General features: G+C 33.9%; 16 protein-coding genes. 11 read left to right on the forward strand and 5 right to left on the reverse strand.

Features of this window, described 5'->3' with window-relative positions; all coding sequences use genetic code 11:
• Positions 1 to 160: 160 nt before the first annotated feature.
• Positions 161 to 2,362 carry a DNA helicase RecQ gene (gene recQ, locus AC0UBM_RS14805; RefSeq protein ID WP_414036907.1) on the forward strand — a complete coding sequence of 734 codons (2,202 nt, stop codon included), beginning with the start codon at positions 161 to 163 and terminating at the stop codon, positions 2,360 to 2,362.
• 89 nt (positions 2,363 to 2,451) lie between these two features.
• On the opposite strand, the gene AC0UBM_RS14810 is transcribed toward recQ, so the two are convergent.
• Complete coding sequence (locus tag AC0UBM_RS14810) at positions 2,452 to 3,636, reverse strand: acetate/propionate family kinase (RefSeq protein ID WP_475689140.1); 1,185 nt, start codon at positions 3,634 to 3,636, stop codon at positions 2,452 to 2,454.
• 33 nt (positions 3,637 to 3,669) lie between these two features.
• A complete protein-coding gene (gene pta, locus AC0UBM_RS14815; RefSeq protein ID WP_434035637.1) occupies positions 3,670 to 5,763 on the reverse strand; it encodes a phosphate acetyltransferase in 2,094 nt (697 codons plus the stop codon).
• 258 nt (positions 5,764 to 6,021) lie between these two features.
• Here pta and AC0UBM_RS14820 point away from each other — a divergent pair, with 258 nt between their 5' ends.
• The 3 genes from AC0UBM_RS14820 to AC0UBM_RS14830 all read left to right on the forward strand — a co-directional run bounded on the left by AC0UBM_RS14820 (position 6,022) and on the right by AC0UBM_RS14830 (position 8,887).
• Complete coding sequence (locus tag AC0UBM_RS14820) at positions 6,022 to 6,957, forward strand: peptidylprolyl isomerase (RefSeq protein ID WP_414036904.1); 936 nt, start codon at positions 6,022 to 6,024, stop codon at positions 6,955 to 6,957.
• 116 nt (positions 6,958 to 7,073) lie between these two features.
• A complete protein-coding gene (locus AC0UBM_RS14825) occupies positions 7,074 to 8,303 on the forward strand; it encodes a hypothetical protein (protein ID WP_475689141.1) in 1,230 nt (409 codons plus the stop codon).
• A gap of 35 nt (positions 8,304 to 8,338) precedes the next feature.
• Positions 8,339 to 8,887 carry a YfiT family bacillithiol transferase gene (locus tag AC0UBM_RS14830; RefSeq protein WP_475689142.1) on the forward strand — a complete coding sequence of 183 codons (549 nt, stop codon included), beginning with the start codon at positions 8,339 to 8,341 and terminating at the stop codon, positions 8,885 to 8,887.
• On the opposite strand, the gene AC0UBM_RS14835 is transcribed toward AC0UBM_RS14830, so the two are convergent.
• Positions 8,877 to 9,437: a thioredoxin family protein gene (locus tag AC0UBM_RS14835; RefSeq protein WP_475689143.1), complete on the reverse strand. Its 561-nt coding sequence runs from the start codon at positions 9,435 to 9,437 to the stop codon at positions 8,877 to 8,879. The genes AC0UBM_RS14830 and AC0UBM_RS14835 overlap by 11 nt on opposite strands.
• A 45-nt stretch (positions 9,438 to 9,482) precedes the next feature.
• Between AC0UBM_RS14835 and AC0UBM_RS14840 the strand changes: the two genes are divergently transcribed.
• The 3 genes from AC0UBM_RS14840 to AC0UBM_RS14850 all read left to right on the forward strand — a co-directional run bounded on the left by AC0UBM_RS14840 (position 9,483) and on the right by AC0UBM_RS14850 (position 11,758).
• Positions 9,483 to 9,818: a tRNA-binding protein gene (locus tag AC0UBM_RS14840; RefSeq protein WP_475689144.1), complete on the forward strand. Its 336-nt coding sequence runs from the start codon at positions 9,483 to 9,485 to the stop codon at positions 9,816 to 9,818.
• Positions 9,819 to 9,919: 101 nt separating this feature from the next.
• Entirely contained in the window at positions 9,920 to 10,687 is a 768-nt protein-coding gene (locus tag AC0UBM_RS14845) for a bile acid:sodium symporter family protein (protein ID WP_475689193.1), read from the forward strand.
• Positions 10,688 to 10,720: 33 nt separating this feature from the next.
• Entirely contained in the window at positions 10,721 to 11,758 is a 1,038-nt protein-coding gene (locus tag AC0UBM_RS14850) for a 1-acyl-sn-glycerol-3-phosphate acyltransferase (protein WP_475689145.1), read from the forward strand.
• A gap of 68 nt (positions 11,759 to 11,826) precedes the next feature.
• Here AC0UBM_RS14850 and AC0UBM_RS14855 read toward each other — a convergent pair whose 3' ends face one another.
• Together AC0UBM_RS14855 and AC0UBM_RS14860 are read right to left on the reverse strand one after the other, a co-directional pair.
• The gene (locus AC0UBM_RS14855; protein ID WP_414036898.1) at positions 11,827 to 12,213 is read right to left on the reverse strand and encodes a PUR family DNA/RNA-binding protein; all 387 of its coding nucleotides are present in this window, start codon (positions 12,211 to 12,213) and stop codon (positions 11,827 to 11,829) included.
• A 116-nt stretch (positions 12,214 to 12,329) separates the two neighbouring features.
• Complete coding sequence (locus tag AC0UBM_RS14860) at positions 12,330 to 14,090, reverse strand: ABC transporter ATP-binding protein (RefSeq protein WP_475689146.1); 1,761 nt, start codon at positions 14,088 to 14,090, stop codon at positions 12,330 to 12,332.
• Between the two features lie 145 nt (positions 14,091 to 14,235).
• Between AC0UBM_RS14860 and AC0UBM_RS14865 the strand changes: the two genes are divergently transcribed.
• The 4 genes from AC0UBM_RS14865 to yajC all read left to right on the forward strand — a co-directional run bounded on the left by AC0UBM_RS14865 (position 14,236) and on the right by yajC (position 17,245).
• Complete coding sequence (locus AC0UBM_RS14865; RefSeq protein WP_475689147.1) at positions 14,236 to 15,339, forward strand: Glu/Leu/Phe/Val family dehydrogenase; 1,104 nt, start codon at positions 14,236 to 14,238, stop codon at positions 15,337 to 15,339.
• 127 nt (positions 15,340 to 15,466) lie between these two features.
• Positions 15,467 to 16,411, forward strand: coding sequence for a transcription antitermination factor NusB (nusB, locus tag AC0UBM_RS14870; RefSeq protein WP_414036895.1), 945 nt, complete (start codon positions 15,467 to 15,469; stop codon positions 16,409 to 16,411).
• Positions 16,412 to 16,457: 46 nt separating this feature from the next.
• Positions 16,458 to 16,952 carry a DUF1573 domain-containing protein gene (locus tag AC0UBM_RS14875; protein WP_414036894.1) on the forward strand — a complete coding sequence of 165 codons (495 nt, stop codon included), beginning with the start codon at positions 16,458 to 16,460 and terminating at the stop codon, positions 16,950 to 16,952.
• 2 nt (positions 16,953 to 16,954) lie between these two features.
• Positions 16,955 to 17,245, forward strand: coding sequence for a preprotein translocase subunit YajC (yajC, locus tag AC0UBM_RS14880; RefSeq protein WP_414036893.1), 291 nt, complete (start codon positions 16,955 to 16,957; stop codon positions 17,243 to 17,245).
• Positions 17,246 to 17,376: the final 131 nt, after the last annotated feature.

Here is a 17,376-nt window from a genome sequence, read left to right on the forward strand (position 1 = left end):
TTTAAACTGAAACGAACTTTTTTTTATAATTTTCGCTTGGTAATTGATTGCAAAACTAACGAAAAAAAATAATGAAGGTTCTCTAAATACAACGAATTAACTAATAGCTCATGTTTTTTTTCGCTGTATTAAATGTGTAAATAAAAATATAAACAAGTACATGTCAAAAGTTAACATTGATTTGCATTCTGCTCTTAAAGAACATTTTGGATTTAACGCATTTAAAGGGTTACAAGAATCTGTTATAGAAAGCCTTCTAGACGGCAAAAATACATTTGTTATTATGCCAACAGGAGGAGGTAAATCTTTATGCTATCAGCTTCCCGCATTAATGCAAGAAGGGACAGCGATTATTGTGTCTCCCTTAATCGCACTAATGAAAAACCAAGTAGATGCCATTCGTGGGATCTCTAACGAAGAAGGTATTGCGCACGTTTTGAACTCTTCGCTTAATAAAACAGAAATAAAACGTGTTAAACAGGATATAGTCGATGGCGTTACAAAATTATTGTATGTCGCTCCCGAATCTTTAACTAAAGAAGAGAATGTAGAATTCTTACGTTCTGTTAAAATTTCTTTTATGGCTATCGATGAAGCCCATTGTATAAGTGAATGGGGTCACGACTTTAGACCAGAATACAGAAACTTAAGACACATTATACAACGTATAGATGATACTATTCCGATAATAGGATTAACAGCAACGGCTACACCTAAGGTACAAGAGGATATTCTTAAAAACTTGGGAATTCATGATGCCGTTACTTTTAAAGCATCGTTTAACCGACCTAATTTATATTACGAAGTACGCCCAAAAACAAAACAAGTAGATAGCGATATTATCCGGTTTGTAAAACAAAACGAAGGAAAATCAGGTATAATTTACTGTTTAAGTAGAAAGCGTGTCGAGGAACTAGCACAAGTGCTTCAGGTTAATGGTGTAAAGGCATTGCCTTATCATGCTGGTTTAGATGCTAAAACACGTGTAAAACATCAAGACATGTTTCTAATGGAAGATGTAGATGTTATTGTGGCCACGATAGCTTTCGGAATGGGAATAGATAAACCAGATGTACGTTTTGTAATTCATCACGATATTCCAAAAAGTATAGAAAGTTATTACCAAGAAACGGGGCGTGCGGGCCGAGATGGAGGAGAAGGACATTGTTTAGCTTATTATTCTTATAAGGATATAGAGAAGCTAGAGAAGTTTATGTCTGGGAAACCGGTTGCCGAGCAAGAAATTGGTCATGCATTGTTGCAAGAAGTTGTAGCATTCGCAGAAACGTCTATTTCTAGACGAAAATTTATTCTTCATTATTTTGGTGAAGAATATGATAATGAAACGGGTGAAGGTGGCGATATGGATGACAATGTACGTTATCCAAAGAAGCAAACAGAAGCGCAGGACGACGCCGTTTTATTACTAAAAACAGTTAGTAAAACGAAGGAAAAATATAAGTCTAAAGATTTAGTGAGTGTTATTATTGGTAAAACCAATGCCTTAATTAAATCTCATAAAACAGACGATCAGCCATTTTTCGGATTAGGAAAACATCAAGAAGATAAATATTGGATGGCACTTTTACGACAAGTATTAGTAGCCGGATATCTAAAGAAAGATATTGAAACCTACGGGGTATTAAAAATTACGGAAGCAGGTAAAGCATTTATAAAATCGCCTAGCTCGTTTATGATGACAGAAGATCATATTTTTAATAGCGAGCAAGAAGCGAAAGCTACTAATATTACTAAAGCAGGTGGTGCAGGAACAGATCAAGCACTAATGCGTATGCTTAAAGATTTACGAAAATCTAATGCTAAAAAATTAGGGGTTCCACCTTTTGTTATTTTTCAAGATCCTTCATTGGAAGATATGGCTTTAAAATACCCGATGACGGTTGCCGAATTATCTAATGTGCACGGTGTAGGAGAGGGGAAAGCCAAGAAATATGGGTCGGATTTTGTTAATCTAATAGCAAAATATGTCGAAGATAACGACATTATGCGTCCAGACGATTTGGTTGTGAAGTCTACAGGGATGAATTCCGCTTTAAAATTATATATTATTCAGAATATAGATCGGAAATTACCATTAGACGACATCGCTTCTGCGAAAGGTATGGAAATGGGAGACTTTATTAAGGAAATGGAAGCTATCGTCTTTTCTGGTACAAAGTTAAATTTGGATTACTGGATCGACGATATTTTAGACGAAGATCAGCAAGAAGAAATTCATGACTATTTCATGGAATCTGAAACAGATAAAATTGACTTAGCTATTGAAGAATTTGATGGCGATTACGACGATGAAGAATTACGTTTATATCGTATTAAATTTATTAGCGAAGTGGCAAATTAGTAGTTAAATGGGGTTAATATTTAATTGAAAAGAGCCTCGTTTACGAAAGTAAACGAGGCTCTTTTATTATAATAAATCTAAAATTTATATTATTTGAAGTTTAAATAACATTCGGTTGCAATCTCTAATTCTTCATTAGTAGGAACAATTAATATTTTAGTTTTAGAGTCGGCTGTATTAATGCTTCTAATATGAGGTAAACGCTCAGCATTTAATTCCTGATCTAAATGTATTCCAAAATAATCCATTTGGTCGCAAATCATTTTTCTAATCGTAGAACTGTTTTCTCCAATACCAGCAGTAAATATGATGGCATCAAGTCCGTTTAAAGCAGCTGTGTAGGCTCCAATAAATTTCTTAACGCGATACGCATTCATTTCTAAGGCTAAAATACAATCTTTATTACCTTGTTCTGCTTGTGCTTCAATATCACGTAAGTCACTGTAACCTGTTAAACCAAACATACCACTTTCCTTAGAAAGAATAGTGATAATTTCTTCTTTAGTGTAATTGTATTTATCCATTAAGAAAAAGATAACAGATTGGTCTATGGCACCACTACGTGTTCCCATAATTAACCCATCGTTTGGTCCGAATCCTAAAGTGTGATCTAAACTTTTTCCATTCTGAACAGCTGTCATGCTACAACCATTTCCTAAGTGAATAGAAATTAATTTAGCATCTGGTTTATCTAAAAATTCAACTGCACGATCGGTAACGTATTTATGAGACAACCCATGAAATCCGTAAACACGTACATTATCTTCGGTTAAGAATTTATTAGAGATTGCATATTTATAAGCTACAGCTGGTAATGATTGGTGAAAAGCCGTATCGAAAAGCGCAATTTGTTTCGATTTTGTAAATATTTTTTCAGCAACTTCAATACCATCTAAATTTGGTGGATTGTGAAGTGGAGCTAATAAAATAAGATCACGGATTTTATCTTTAATTTCTTGAGTGACTTCTACAGGATCAGAGAATTTTTTTCCACCATGAACCACACGGTGACCAACAAGGTCTATTTCTGCAACGTCTTTAATTACACCTGTTTTTTCATCCATTAACATTTTAGCTACTTGAGCTAAACCTGTAGCGTGGTTAGGGATAGGTAACGTTAAAGAGATTTTGTCTTTTTGATCTTTATAATGAATAGCGCCATCTTCTAAGCCAATACGTTCAACCAGTCCTGAGGCGACTACAGTTTCTGAAGGCATCTCGATAAGTTGAAACTTAATAGAGGAACTACCAGAGTTTATAACAAGAATTTTCATGAGTTTGTTTTATATATAGTTTTATAATAGTTGTTAAATTCCTTGAGCTTGAATGGCAGTTAAAATTACCGTGTTAAAGATATCGTCTACAGTACATCCACGACTTAAATCGTTAACAGGTTTGTTTAAGCCTTGTAACATTGGTCCGATAGCTAATGCTCCAGTTTCTCTTTGTACCGCTTTGTAGGTGTTGTTTCCTGTGTTTAAGTCAGGGAAAATAAGTACAGTAGCTTGTCCAGCAACTTCAGAACCTGGCATTTTACTCTGCCCCACTTTTAAGTCTACAGCAGCATCATATTGAATAGGTCCTTCAATTTTTAACTCAGGACATTGTGCTCTTACAATTTCTGTAGCTTCTCTTACTTTATCTACATCTTCTCCTTTTCCAGAAGATCCAGATGAGTATGATAACATGGCAATACGTGGCTCAATACCAAAAGCCTCTGAACTTCTAGCAGAAGAAATTGCAATCTCTGCCAACTGCGCAGCGTTTGGATTTGGGTTAATAGCACAATCCCCAAATACAGAAACACGATCGTCTAAACACATGAAGAATACAGACGATACTATAGAACATTCCGGTTTAGTTTTTATGAATTGTAAAGCAGGTAAAATAGTATGTCCTGTAGTGTTTACGGCTCCAGAAACCATACCGTCTGCATCATTTTTATAAATCATCATGGTTCCGAAGTAAGACACATCGTTCATGATGTCTCTTGCCATATCCATGTTTACATTTTTATGTTTACGTAACTCGTAAAAGGTTTCAACGTAATCTTCAAATCCTTCGTAATCTGAAGGGAAAATGACTTTTGTTTTATTGTAGTCTAAAGTCAACCCAAGTTCTGTTACTCTTTCCTTAATCTCTTTAGGGTTTCCTAAAAGAATAATATCGACTAAATCTAACACTTCTAAACGCGCAGCAGCCGTTAAAATACGTGGGTCTGATGCTTCTGGTAAAACAATGCGTTTTTTAGCTTTACGTGCTTTTTCAATTAAATTGTATTGAAACATACGTGGCGTAGTCACTTTGTTTTCGAAAGATGTTAGTTTTTCTAGTAAGCGGTCTGCTTGTATATGTTTTTGAAATGTTTCTAAAGATGTTAAAATCTTAGTTTTACTTTCAGCATAGATATTAGACTTAATATTTCCAATTCTATGGGTTGTATTAAATGTACCGTCGTTTACAGAGATAATAGGAACTACAGTTGTTAATCCATCGATTAACTTTAATATAGATGGTTCTGGAACAATTCCACCAGTTAAAATAATACCAGAAATATTAGGGTAGTTACTAGATAAGTGTGCTTGAAGTGATCCTAAAATTAAATCGGCACGATCGCCAGGTGTAATCACTACCGAACCTTCACGTAAATGTGTTAAGAAATTACGTAATTGCATGGCACCCACAGCAAATTTTCCAGATAAGTTTCCTAAATGCTCCGCTCCAAAAAGCACTTCACCGTTTAAGGTTTCTTTAATCTCCTTCATAGTAGGAGACGCTAAAGATTTTACCATTGGGATAGTCGAAAAATCTACAGTCTCTGGCAAGAATGCTCTCACCGAATTTTGAATAATTTCTACGTTTTCAGGCTGAATTTTATTCGCAACTAGAGCTATAACTTCTACATCGTGACTTTTAAATGTTTTATAAGCCATTTCTGCACTGCTAGTAAAATCTTCTAAGGATTTGTCTTGAGCTGTACTTACAATAACAGCAGGTAACCCTAAGTTTTTAGCGATGTTTACGTTCCAATCAAATTCAAAAACAGTACCTTCTCCTTGGAAGTCTGTACCTTCCACTAGAATAAAATCATACTTTTCTTCTAGTGCTTTATATTTCTTAATGATTAAGTCTAATGAATCTCCAATTTTTCCAGCATTTCTATTCTGTACGATTTCATTTCTAGTTAATGCATACGTTTCTATATAAGGAATGTCAAGGTTAAAATGAGAAAGTAATGTATCTATATGGTTGTCTCGTTTATCGCCATCTTCTTTGTCGATAATTGGCCTGAAATAGGCAACCTTAGCCGTTTTTCCTAATAAGTTTTGCATTAACCCTAAAGAAATAATCGATTTACCACTATTGGGTTCTAGAGTGGCAATATAAAGTCCTTTACTCATTTTTAGTTTTAATTTGTTTTTTTGCGAAATTAATGATTTTCAGAGTTTTAATAAGATATAAAGTTATTAAAAGTTACTTATTCCTTTTTAATTCTAAAAATCTTTGCAAATTTCTAGTTTTTATGCCGATTAGCAACTGATTATTATCATGTTTTAGAAATTAATTCGAAGTAAGTTTTTAACAGTATGATAACGGCTATAGTAGTTTTTATTAGTAAATCATTTTTCTATATTTGCACTTTAATAAAATAGAAACAAATGCAAGACGGATTATACGCGAAATTTAATACTACAAAAGGTTCAGTTTTAGTAGCCTTAGAATTTCAAAAGACGCCGGGAACGGTAGGGAATTTTGTTGCTTTAGCAGAAGGTAATTTAGAAAATTCAGTTAAAAAACAAGGAACCCCTTATTACGACGGATTAAAATTTCACCGTGTTATACCAGATTTTATGGTTCAAGGAGGATGTCCGTTAGGAACAGGAACTGGTGATGCCGGATATAAATTTGATGATGAATTTCATCCAGAATTAAAGCACGACCGTCCAGGTATTCTTTCTATGGCTAATGCAGGTCCTGGAACAAATGGAAGTCAGTTTTTTATCACACACGTAGAGACGCCTTGGTTGGATAATGCGCACACTGTTTTTGGACACGTGGTTGAAGGTCAAGATGTGGTAGATGCTATTGCTCAAGGTGATAGTATAGAAACTTTAGAAATTATTAGAGTTGGTGCAGAAGCAGAAGCTTTTAATGCTGTTGAAGCGTTTAGAACTTTTGAAGGATCTCGTGAAAAGCGTTTGGCAGAAGCTAAAGCAGAGCAAGATGCCGCTTTAGATAAAATTGCAGCAGGTTTTAGTAAAACAGATAGTGGTTTACGTTACCAAATTTTACAAGCTTCTAAAAGCGGTAAAAAAGCAAAATCAGGACAAACAGTTTCTGTACATTATAAAGGACAATTACAAGACGGGACCGTTTTCGATTCTTCTTACAAGCGTAAAGAACCAATCGAATTTCCAGTTGGAGTTGGTCAAGTCATTGCAGGATGGGACGAAGGAATCTTATTGTTAGAAGTAGGAGACAAAGCGAGATTAGTAATTCCTAGCGATTTAGGATATGGTTCTCGTGGAGCAGGTGGTGTAATTCCTCCAGATGCTACACTTATTTTTGATGTAGAATTAATGGAAGTTAAATAACATTTTCATTCCCTTAAAATATGCTAAAAGCTGTCTGAAAAGACAGCTTTTTTTATGTCTAGTTTTTAGGTATTCTTTAAAAAATGAGTATTTTCAATCTCTTAAACCACCATGTGATGAAACTAACTTTAACCACTTTATGCTTATGTTTAGGGTTTTTAGCCTTTGCTCAAGACCCCTTTTTAACGGTAACTTCTAAAGACTCCGTTGGGGATATTCCACGATTTAAAAGTAGTTTAGGCGTAAATATGAAACTAAATGGATATTTAGATGTGTACGGCGGATTAAACGATAGTGAGACATTTAACGTCGGATTAATAAATGTATTTGGTACCGACGATACCAAAAGTTTACATGTAGATATGTATCAAACGCAATTAAAGTTTAGTATTACTTATATTCAGAAAGATGGTAGTGTTATTACGGCAGTAGTCGAATCTGATTTTTGGGGAGGAGACGGCAGAATTCGTTTGAGAAAAGCATATGTAGAAACCACACATTGGCAAGTTGGACAAAACTGGAATAACTTTGGAGACGAAAGTATTTGGCCTAATATAATGGAATGGGAGGGACCACCTTCAGGAATTTGGTTAAGAACGCCTCATATAAAATATATGAATACGTTTAAGAATCCCAATTGGATGTACGAAGCGAGTATAGAAGCGCCTATTGCAACCAGTTTTGCTTACGAAGAGTTTCAGCCTTTAATAGATGAGGTCGATCAAATTACACCAGATTTAACTTTTTCTGTAAAATATAAGCGGGAATGGGGGCATTTAAGAATGTCTTCGGTGTTAAGACATGTACGTTATAAGCTAGATGAAAAAATTAACAGCTTTACCGGCTATGGTTTTACGTTTAGCGGTATTTATAAACCCAAAAGAAATAATTTTCAATTTCAGATTGTTGGCGGAAAAGGTATTTCGGCTTATTTAACTACAGTGGCAGGAAATGGCTACGACGGATATCCAGCAACTGGAAATGAGTTTAATGCAACTCCAGCTATGGGAGGATGGGCCTCTTACGAATATTATATCACGAATAAACTACATACAAATGCTGTATTAGGTTTTACCCATTTTAATTTAAAGGACTCAGACCGCTTTATTGTGACTCAGGATGTAAACAATGATGTGGCTTTTTTAAGAGGTGATTTTATTCATCAGCATTATTACGGGATTTTTAATGTTATGTACGATGCTTACGATAGAATGACGGTTGGTTTAGAATTGGATTACGGAGTAAAGGATTTAGATATTTCTGGAGAAGTCAACCAAATTGCAGGTGAAATTGATCAAAGTCGTGACGCTATGCGTATTAGTTTCGGATTTATGTATTACTTTTAGAATATTGAACACAGACAAACAAACCTATAATAACCATGACAACTAGAGACCAACAATTAAAATATCCGATAGGGCAATTTAAGTGTCCAGAACATATAACAGGAAAGCATCTCGATAATTGGATCGCTGTTTTAGAAGAATTTCCTAATCGGTTAAAGGCTTTGGTTAACCCGTTAACCGATTTTCAATTAGATACCGAATATCGTCCGGGAGGGTGGACTATTAGACAACTAGTACACCATATTGCCGATAGTCACCACCACAGCTATACCCGTTTTAAATGGAGCTTAACCGAAGATAATCCAATAATTAAAGCGTACGATCAAGACGATTGGTCTAATTTAGACGATGCCATTAAAGCACCGGTAAGTATGTCTTTAATGCATATAGAAGCGGTACATAAACGCCTGGTGTATCTTTTAAAATCTTTGAACGACAAAGATTTAAACCGTAGTTTTATACATCCTGAAACAAATAAAACGATTGTCTTAAAAGAAAATATTGGCATGTATGCTTGGCACAGCAGTCATCATTTTGCACATATTGTTTCTGCCTTAGAACATAAAGGTTGGGCTAAGCTTTAAACCATTTTATATTACAACCAATACTCGGTTTTTGGACATTTAAATTATCCTTTTTGTTTAAGATACAATCTAACGCGTGACGTATATCCTGACCCGTAACGGCTATAGCATTTCCTGGTCTCGAATCGTCTAATTGGCCACGATATTTTAACGTTAATTCGGAATCGAATACAAAAAAGTCGGGTGTACAGGCTGCATTGTATGCACGAGCTACAGATTGAGTCTCGTCAAATAAATAAGGGAAAATATAGCCTTCTCTTTTGGCAACCAATTTCATTTTATCTGGAGCATCCTGCGGATAGTTTTTTATATCATTACTGGAGATCGCAATACAATTCACACCTTTCTGCTCATAGTCTTTTGCTAATTGCACAAGTTGAGCATTTACATGTAATACAAAAGGACAGTGATTACAGATAAAAAATATAACGGTTGCTTGGTCTCCTTTAAGCGTGTTTAAAGACAAATTTTTATCAGATATCGTGTCTTTTAATGTGAAATCTGGAGCTTTGGTGCCTAAAGGCATCATGTTAGAAAGTGTATCGGACATAATTCTGTTTTTATCAAAGTTCGTAATTATTTGTACTTTTAAAAAATGAAACCAACTATTATTTTCGAAGACTTTAGTCTTGTCGATTTACGCGTCGGAACTATTTTAGAAGTTCGCGATTTTCCTGAAGCGCGAAAACCGGCATATCAGCTCACCATCGATTTTGGCGATTTGGGTATTAAAAAAACCTCTGCGCAAATCACAACGCTATATACTAAAAGTGAGTTATTAAACAGACAAATTGTAGCCGTTGTAAATTTTCCAAGAAAGCAAATCGCTAAATTTATGAGCGAGTGTTTAATTATGGGGGCCGTTGCAGGTAAGGATGTGATGTTACTACGTCCGGAGCAACAGGTTAAAAACGGAACATCTGTGCTATAATTCATGCAGGATATAGATGTCGTACACGTAAATTTCGATAATCATGCCATTTAGGTTTCGAACATAGCTTTGGCCATTGTAATTTTGGTGTTGCTCTAGGCATTTCTGTAAACGACTTTAATACAGTATTAAAAGAGAGAAAAGTCGTGTTCGTGGGTGTATTATCTCAGTTCTTTATATTGCCATTAATCACCTTTTTATTGATACTTCTAGTGCAACCTAAATCGAGTATCGCTTTAGGAATGATGCTTGTTGTGGCATGTCCAGGTGGTAATATTTCTAATTTTATAACACACTTAGCGAAGGGAAATATGGCTTTATCGGTGAGTTTAACCGCTATTTCCACGTGTATGGCTTTAAGCATGACACCATTTAATTTTCAGTTATATGGTTATTTATACGAACCTACTTCTTACTTATTAACAAAAGTGGCATTAAATTCCAAGCATTTACTAGAGGTGGTACTTCTTATTTTGGGGATACCTCTGTTTTTAGGAATGGGTGTTAGGTCTTTTAAACCTGATCTGGCTATAAAACTTTCTGAATTACTTAAACCTTTTTCTATACTTGTATTTGTAATTATTGTTATTATTGCGTTCTCTAAAAATATAGATGTTTTTAAAGCCTATATATTCGAGGTCTTGTGCCTAGGAATTGGCCATAATATTATGGCATTGGCTTTAGGTTTTTATGTCGCTAAAGGATTTAAGCTGTCTTTTAGAAACCAGAAAACCATAGCAATTGAGACCGATATCCAAAATTCTGGACTGGGTTTAATTTTAATATTTACGTTTTTTAATGGGCTAGGAGGAAGGCCCTTATTGTGGCTTTTTTGGGCATCTGGCATATTATTTCAGGATTATTTTTAGCTTTATATTGGTCCAAACTAACTAAAGGGATACATGACATTAAAACAGTTTAAATTACAGTGCGTTAAAGGATATATTGCTTTGGGTTTGTTTTTTTATTATAAAAAGATAAGCGTTAATGGGCAGGAATTTATTCCTCGAACAAAACCTGTTTTATTATTATCGAATCATCAAAACGGACTACTTGATCCGTTAATTATTGCCACGCATTCTAGACGTTTTGCTTATTACTTAACGCGAGCGGCGGTATTTCAGAGACCATTTATTTCAAAATTATTAAGAGGTTTGAATATGCTTCCCGTGTATCGGGTTAGAGATGGATGGCAGACAATAACGAATAATAATGCCATATTCGAAACCTGTAAAGGTCTTTTAAAAAATAAAGAAGCGATCGTTATTTTTCCAGAAGGGAGTCATAATTTGAATAGAAAAGTTCGTCCCTTAAGTAAAGGTTTTACGCGTATCGTTCTAGATACTTTAGAATCTTATCCGGATTTAGATTTACAATTATTACCTGTCGGGGTAAATTATCAAAATGCAATGTCTTTTGCAGATAGTATGTTTCTTAACATAGGGAAGCCAATAGGTGTCAAGCACTATAAAGTCTTGGAGAAAGCAGAAGCGGTAAGTGCCTTAAAGCGTGATTTACAAAAGGAAATTCAATTACTAACAACGCATATTGAATCTGATTATGATATGGTTGCACAGGAACTGGACAAAAATAACGCCGATTTTTTAAATCCTAAGGCTGTAAATCACTTTTTAGCACACGACGAAAAAATTTCAGGATTTACAAAAAATACGTTTGTTTTAGAACCTGTGGATTTAATTTTTAAAAATCTTTTAAAAATTGTTTTGTTACCGGTGTATATGCTTTGGAAATTGGTATTACAACCTAAGATAAAAGAGAAAGAATTTACAGGAACCTTTAGATTTGCTATCGGATTGACTGTTGTGCCGCTTTGGATTCTTATTTTGGTTCTTGTCATAGCATTTAACCTAGGTTGGTTTATGGCGGTAAACGTTTTAATAGGAATACTTGGTTTGGCGCTTTGTGCGGTTAAATTATAGCTAGAATCGAGATATAAAAAAAACCGTTACAAGGGTAACGGTCTAGTTTGTGTTTATTTTAAATCCGATTAAATATCATCAAAACTAATATCTGTGAATTTTACGGCAGAATCATGAGCTATTTCAACAACTTCCTCTTGATTATCCTCGTATTCTTTTTTGAAATCTTTTTGATGACGTTCACTAATTACTTCATCTCCTTTTTCATCAATAATGTAATCTGTCATTTCGTTTAAAATATCTCTAAACTCAGAAAAATCTTCTTTGTATAAATATATCTTATGTTTTTTGTAGTGGTACGACCCGTCGTCGTTTGTGAATTTTTTACTTTCAGTAATTGTTAAATAATAATCCCCTGCTTTTGTAGCTCTAACATCAAAAAAATATGTTCGTCTCCCTGCTCTTAATACTTTAGAAAAAATCTCCTCTTTCTCCATCATGTCCTTACTATCCATACTCATATTTACTATTAATAAGATTTAAATTGTTTAATTTAAGTTGTTAAAATTATTTATATAGGTAAATCAATTTCCTTTCAAAAATCTAAAAAAAAGACATACCAACCAACAAATTATGATATTTCTTTTTCACTAAGTTGCTTTAAATATAAGGTTTTATAATAACCTTCAACATTAATTAAGCTGTTATGAGAACCTTGCTGAATAATTTTTCCATCGTCAAGTACAATGATCTTATCTGCATTTTTAGCAGAAGAGACTCGGTGACTCACTATTATGGTTGTTTTTCCTGAAGAAACTTTGTATAAATTTTTAAGAATTTTTTCTTCGGTTTCCGTGTCTACAGCCGATAAACAATCGTCGAATAGTAATATTTTAGGATCTTTTATAATCGCTCGTGCTATAGAAACCCGCTGTTTTTGTCCACCAGATAGAGTAATCCCACGTTCTCCTAAAACCGTATCGTAGCCTTTGGCAAATTTAGAAATATTGCTATGCACCTGAGCTAGTTTTGCGGCTTGGTAAACATCCTCGTCTGTTGCATCTTCTTTACCAAACTTAATATTGTTCTTTATAGAATCTGAAAACAAAAAGGCATCCTGAGGTACATAACCAATACTGTCTCTTAAACTGTATAAGTTTAATTGATCTATCTCTACACCATCAACCAGAAGTGTACCCGAATTTATGTCGTATAAGCGTCCAATTAAATCAAGTAAAGTAGATTTTCCTGAACCTGTTTTTCCTATAATGGCTAAGGTTTCTCCATGATTTATAGTAAATGAAACATCTTTTATGGCCTGAATATTAGTATCGTCGTAAGTAAAAGACACATTCTTAAATTCTATATTTCCTTTAATTTCGGAAGGAGTTTCTGTATTGTTCTTTATTTCTGGTTCAATCTCTAAGAATTCATTAATACGCTTTTGAGACGCTTCTGCTTGCTGAATGATTGAAGTCACCCATCCTACAGTAGCAACCGGCCAAGTAAGCATATTAACATAAATAATAAACTCTGCTATAGTACCTAAACTTTCTATTTCGCCATCTATATATTGTCTTCCTCCAATATAGATCACGATTAAATTACTAAGCCCTATAAGTAACACCATCATTGGGAAAAAGAACGCTTGTATGCGCACTAATGCCAATTGCTTCTCTTTGCTACCCTCGGATAACGTTTCGAAGTTTTCGGAGGTTTGTACTTCTATACCGTTAGCCTTTATTACAGAAATACCGCTAAAACTCTCTTGCGTAAACGTAGATAATTTAGATAAATATACTTGTACAATAGTACTACGCTTGTGTATTTCTTTACTTAATCTGTAAATGGCAAACGATAAAACGGGAAGCGGTAAAACCGTATATAGTGTAAGTGAAGGAGCTTCGCTATACATATATAACAGCGCAATTATAAAAAGCGTAATAGTGTTTATCGTATACATTATTGCTGGTCCGGCGTACATACGCACACGACTAACATCTTCACTAATTCTATTCATTAAATCTCCGGTTCTGTTCTTTTTGTAAAAATTTAAAGATAACCGTTGGTATTGCTGATAGATTTCATTTTTTAAATCGAACTCGATATGTCTAGACATATTAATAATGGTTTGACGCATTAAAAATGTAAAGATTCCAGCTATTATAGCAGCACCTATAATGTAGAGAATATCTTCTAAAAGTTCGGAACGTACCACAGCTACTTCTGTGATAATGCCTTGATTATAGTCTTCGACCACCTTAAAAATTTCTCTAACAAAACGCGGTGTGAACAACATGAAGATACGCGCTATAATGGTAATGGCAATTCCGAAGAGTAATTGATATTTGTATTTAAGAAAGTATTTATTAACGTGTTTAAGGGCTTTCATTAACCGGGAGTATATGTTTTTTTGTATTTAATTATTCTCTATTTAATACGAGTTTGTTTGAAAATATGATAATAATGATATAGATTTGCGTTTATATTTTATTAATACATCAAAATAGTCAATACTAATTAATACATAATTAAAAATGGTTTCAGAGGTTTTAAATGCAAATGAACTGTATAAAGTGGATCCGGTATTTGGACATCACTCATTTAACAATCATGAGCAAATTGTATTTTGCAATGACAAAGATACAGGTTTAAAAGCAATTATTGGTATTCATAACACGGTATTAGGACCTGCATTGGGAGGAACTAGAATGTGGAATTACAATAATGAATGGGAGGCATTAAACGATGTTTTACGTTTGTCTCGTGGAATGACATATAAAGCGGCTGTAACAGGTTTAAACTTAGGTGGTGGAAAAGCTGTTATAATTGGTGATGCCAAAACACAAAAGACACCAGAATTAATGAAAAAATTCGGTGAGTACGTACATTCTTTAAGCGGAAAATATATCACTGCCGAAGATGTAGGAATGGAAACTTCTGATATGGATTTAGTTCGCGAAGTAACACCTTATGTTACTGGAATTTCTGAATCTAAAGGAGGCGCAGGGAATCCTTCTCCAGTTACTGCTTATGGTGTGTATATGGGAATGAAAGCGGCAGCAAAATTTAAATTCGGAACAGATAACCTTGATGGGAAATCTATTTTGGTTCAAGGAATCGGACATGTTGGAGAGACTTTAGTAGATTATTTAACTAAGGAAGGTGCTAAAGTTATTATCAGTGATATTAGCGAAGAACGCCTAGAAACTGTTAGTAAATCTTACGGAGCTACCATTTATAGAGGATCAGATTTATATAGCGAAGCTGTAGATATTTATGCGCCTTGTGCTTTAGGAGCAACTATAAACGATGATACTGTAAATAAAATTCAGGCACAAGTTATTGCAGGAGCAGCCAACAACCAGTTAGCTAACGAGCTAGTTCATGGTGCTATTTTACAAAATCGTGGTATTGTTTATGCACCAGATTTTTTAATTAATGCGGGTGGTATAATTAACGTATATGCAGAAATTGCAAAATACGATAAAGCCGAAATCATGAGTAAAACTCAGAATATTTACAATACAACGTTGGAAATTTTGAGCAATGCAGATGCTCATAAAATAACAACAAATCAAGCGGCTTTAAATGTTGCGAAAGCAAATATTGACGCAAGAAAAAAAGAGAATAATAAATAAATTATTTACTTAAAAATCGTATTTTTGCAGCCGAAAGTTTTTATAGCTTTCGGCTTTTTTATTAAAATTAATGCCATTAAGGCTATCATTCATGCTCCCAAAAGGAGGTTAAAAGTTCTTTGTAACTATGCTTAATAGAAGACATATTCGCGTAAAAGTAATGCAAACCATCTATGCATTTAAAGGTGGGGAAAGTGACGATTTTAAAGACGATCAAAAGTTTTTACTTAACAGTTTTGACGATATGTATCATCTGTATCTGTTACAATTATCTTTACTTATTGAGGTTCAAAAACGAGTTGAAAATCAGATCGATAAATCTCAATTAAAGCATCTTGCAACGTCTGAAGATAAAGATCCCAACAAAAAATTAGTTAATAACGAAGTCCTTCAGTTATTAAGACACAACCGTACATTAGGAGATACCATTAGAACATATGGTGTGGATAACTGGGAGTTAGACGACGAATATGTAGATGTGATTTACAAAGCCATCTTAGCTAGCGATATTTATGCAGAGTACATGAAAACGCGTACATCAGACTTTAAAGCAGACAAGAATTTTATTGTCGATGTGTTTAAAGAAATTATCGCACCAAACGAAAAACTTTACGATTATTTAGAAGACAAAAACTTAACGTGGTTAGACGATTTACCTACTGTAAATACTACCATCGCTAAGTTATTACGTAAATGTAAACCCGATGTTGCCGATGCTTACTTTACCCCTAAATTATATAAAGATTTAGATGATAAAGCATTTGGAGTAAGTTTGTTTAAAAAGACGATTTTAAGTCAGACTAAATTAAATGCTGAAATAGATAATAAAGCAAAAAACTGGGAAGCCGATCGTATTGCACAAATCGATTATATTTTAATGCAAATGGCTGTTTGTGAGTTATTACATTTCCCTTCTATTCCTGTTAAGGTTACAATTAACGAATATTTAGAAATCGCCAAAGAATATTCTACACCTAAAAGTAGCATTTTTATAAATGGTATTTTAGATAAATTAGTTAAGGAATATCAGGATAAAGGAACCTTAAATAAAATAGGACGAGGGTTGATGTAGTTGTAAATTATTAGTACATTTAGCCTTTTAAAAAAATATATTTATTATGAAAAAATTAATATTAGGATTAAGCGCATTTTGCTTAATTGCTTTTACAGCTTGTAAAGAAGATGCTTCAAAAAAAGTAAATGAAGAAAATGTAGTAGTTGCTGCTGAGCGTGATGCTAATTCTTCAAAATTTCCTGAAATTACGTTCACTGAAACTGAACATGATTTTGGTACTATTGAATCTAAACAAAATGTAGAAACTGTTTTTGAATATAAAAACACAGGAGACGCTCCTTTGGTAATCACAAATATCGCAAGTTCTTGTGGTTGTACAGTACCTCAAGACTGGAGTAAAGCACCTTTAGCACCAGGAGAGTCAGGGAAATTTACAGTTAAATTTAACGGTTCTGGAGCAAATAATGTAACAAAAACTATTACAGTTAACTCTAATTCTGCTAAAGGTAAAGACATGGTTAGAATTAAAGCATTTGTTAAACCAGATCCAAATTCTACTCCAAAACCAACTTTAGCAACACCTCAAATTCAATCTTAATAATGGAAGGTATAAGCCAATTTTTACCGTTTATTTTAATGTTTGTGGTTGTGTATTTCTTTATGATTGCACCACAAATGAAACGTCAGAAAAAAGAAAAAAAATTCGCTAGCGAATTAAAACGTGGAGATCGTGTAATTACTAAAAGCGGTATGCACGGGAAAGTAGTAGATTTAAACGATAAAGATAATACATGCGTTATTGAAACCCTTGCTGGAAAAATTAAGTTTGAACGTTCTTCTATTTCTATGGAAATGAGTTCTGCTTTAACTAAAACAGAAGTAACTAAATAAATTTTAGTTTATAATATTTTAAAAAGGCTATCCAAACGGGTAGCCTTTTTTTGTTGTAATAATACCTTTTAAAAAAGATCTTTGCTCCATAGCTATCATTAATAGTGAAGAATGCAGGTTAACTTTTTAAT

The sequence above is a fragment of the Formosa sp. F44 genome (assembly GCF_056238645.1).

Bases quoted from the DNA above. Each gene is read 5' to 3' on its own strand.
- recQ (WP_414036907.1), top strand. From the start codon at position 161: ATGTCAAAAGTTAACATTGATTTGCATTCTGCTCTTAAAGAACATTTT.
- AC0UBM_RS14810 (WP_475689140.1), bottom strand. From the start codon at position 3,636: ATGAAAATTCTTGTTATAAACTCTGGTAGTTCCTCTATTAAGTTTCAA.
- pta (WP_434035637.1), bottom strand. From the start codon at position 5,763: ATGAGTAAAGGACTTTATATTGCCACTCTAGAACCCAATAGTGGTAAA.
- AC0UBM_RS14820 (WP_414036904.1), top strand. From the start codon at position 6,022: ATGCAAGACGGATTATACGCGAAATTTAATACTACAAAAGGTTCAGTT.
- AC0UBM_RS14825 (WP_475689141.1), top strand. From the start codon at position 7,074: ATGAAACTAACTTTAACCACTTTATGCTTATGTTTAGGGTTTTTAGCC.
- AC0UBM_RS14830 (WP_475689142.1), top strand. From the start codon at position 8,339: ATGACAACTAGAGACCAACAATTAAAATATCCGATAGGGCAATTTAAG.
- AC0UBM_RS14835 (WP_475689143.1), bottom strand. From the start codon at position 9,437: ATGTCCGATACACTTTCTAACATGATGCCTTTAGGCACCAAAGCTCCA.
- AC0UBM_RS14840 (WP_475689144.1), top strand. From the start codon at position 9,483: ATGAAACCAACTATTATTTTCGAAGACTTTAGTCTTGTCGATTTACGC.
- AC0UBM_RS14850 (WP_475689145.1), top strand. From the start codon at position 10,721: ATGACATTAAAACAGTTTAAATTACAGTGCGTTAAAGGATATATTGCT.
- AC0UBM_RS14855 (WP_414036898.1), bottom strand. From the start codon at position 12,213: ATGGATAGTAAGGACATGATGGAGAAAGAGGAGATTTTTTCTAAAGTA.
- AC0UBM_RS14860 (WP_475689146.1), bottom strand. From the start codon at position 14,090: ATGAAAGCCCTTAAACACGTTAATAAATACTTTCTTAAATACAAATAT.
- AC0UBM_RS14865 (WP_475689147.1), top strand. From the start codon at position 14,236: ATGGTTTCAGAGGTTTTAAATGCAAATGAACTGTATAAAGTGGATCCG.
- nusB (WP_414036895.1), top strand. From the start codon at position 15,467: ATGCTTAATAGAAGACATATTCGCGTAAAAGTAATGCAAACCATCTAT.
- AC0UBM_RS14875 (WP_414036894.1), top strand. From the start codon at position 16,458: ATGAAAAAATTAATATTAGGATTAAGCGCATTTTGCTTAATTGCTTTT.
- yajC (WP_414036893.1), top strand. From the start codon at position 16,955: ATGGAAGGTATAAGCCAATTTTTACCGTTTATTTTAATGTTTGTGGTT.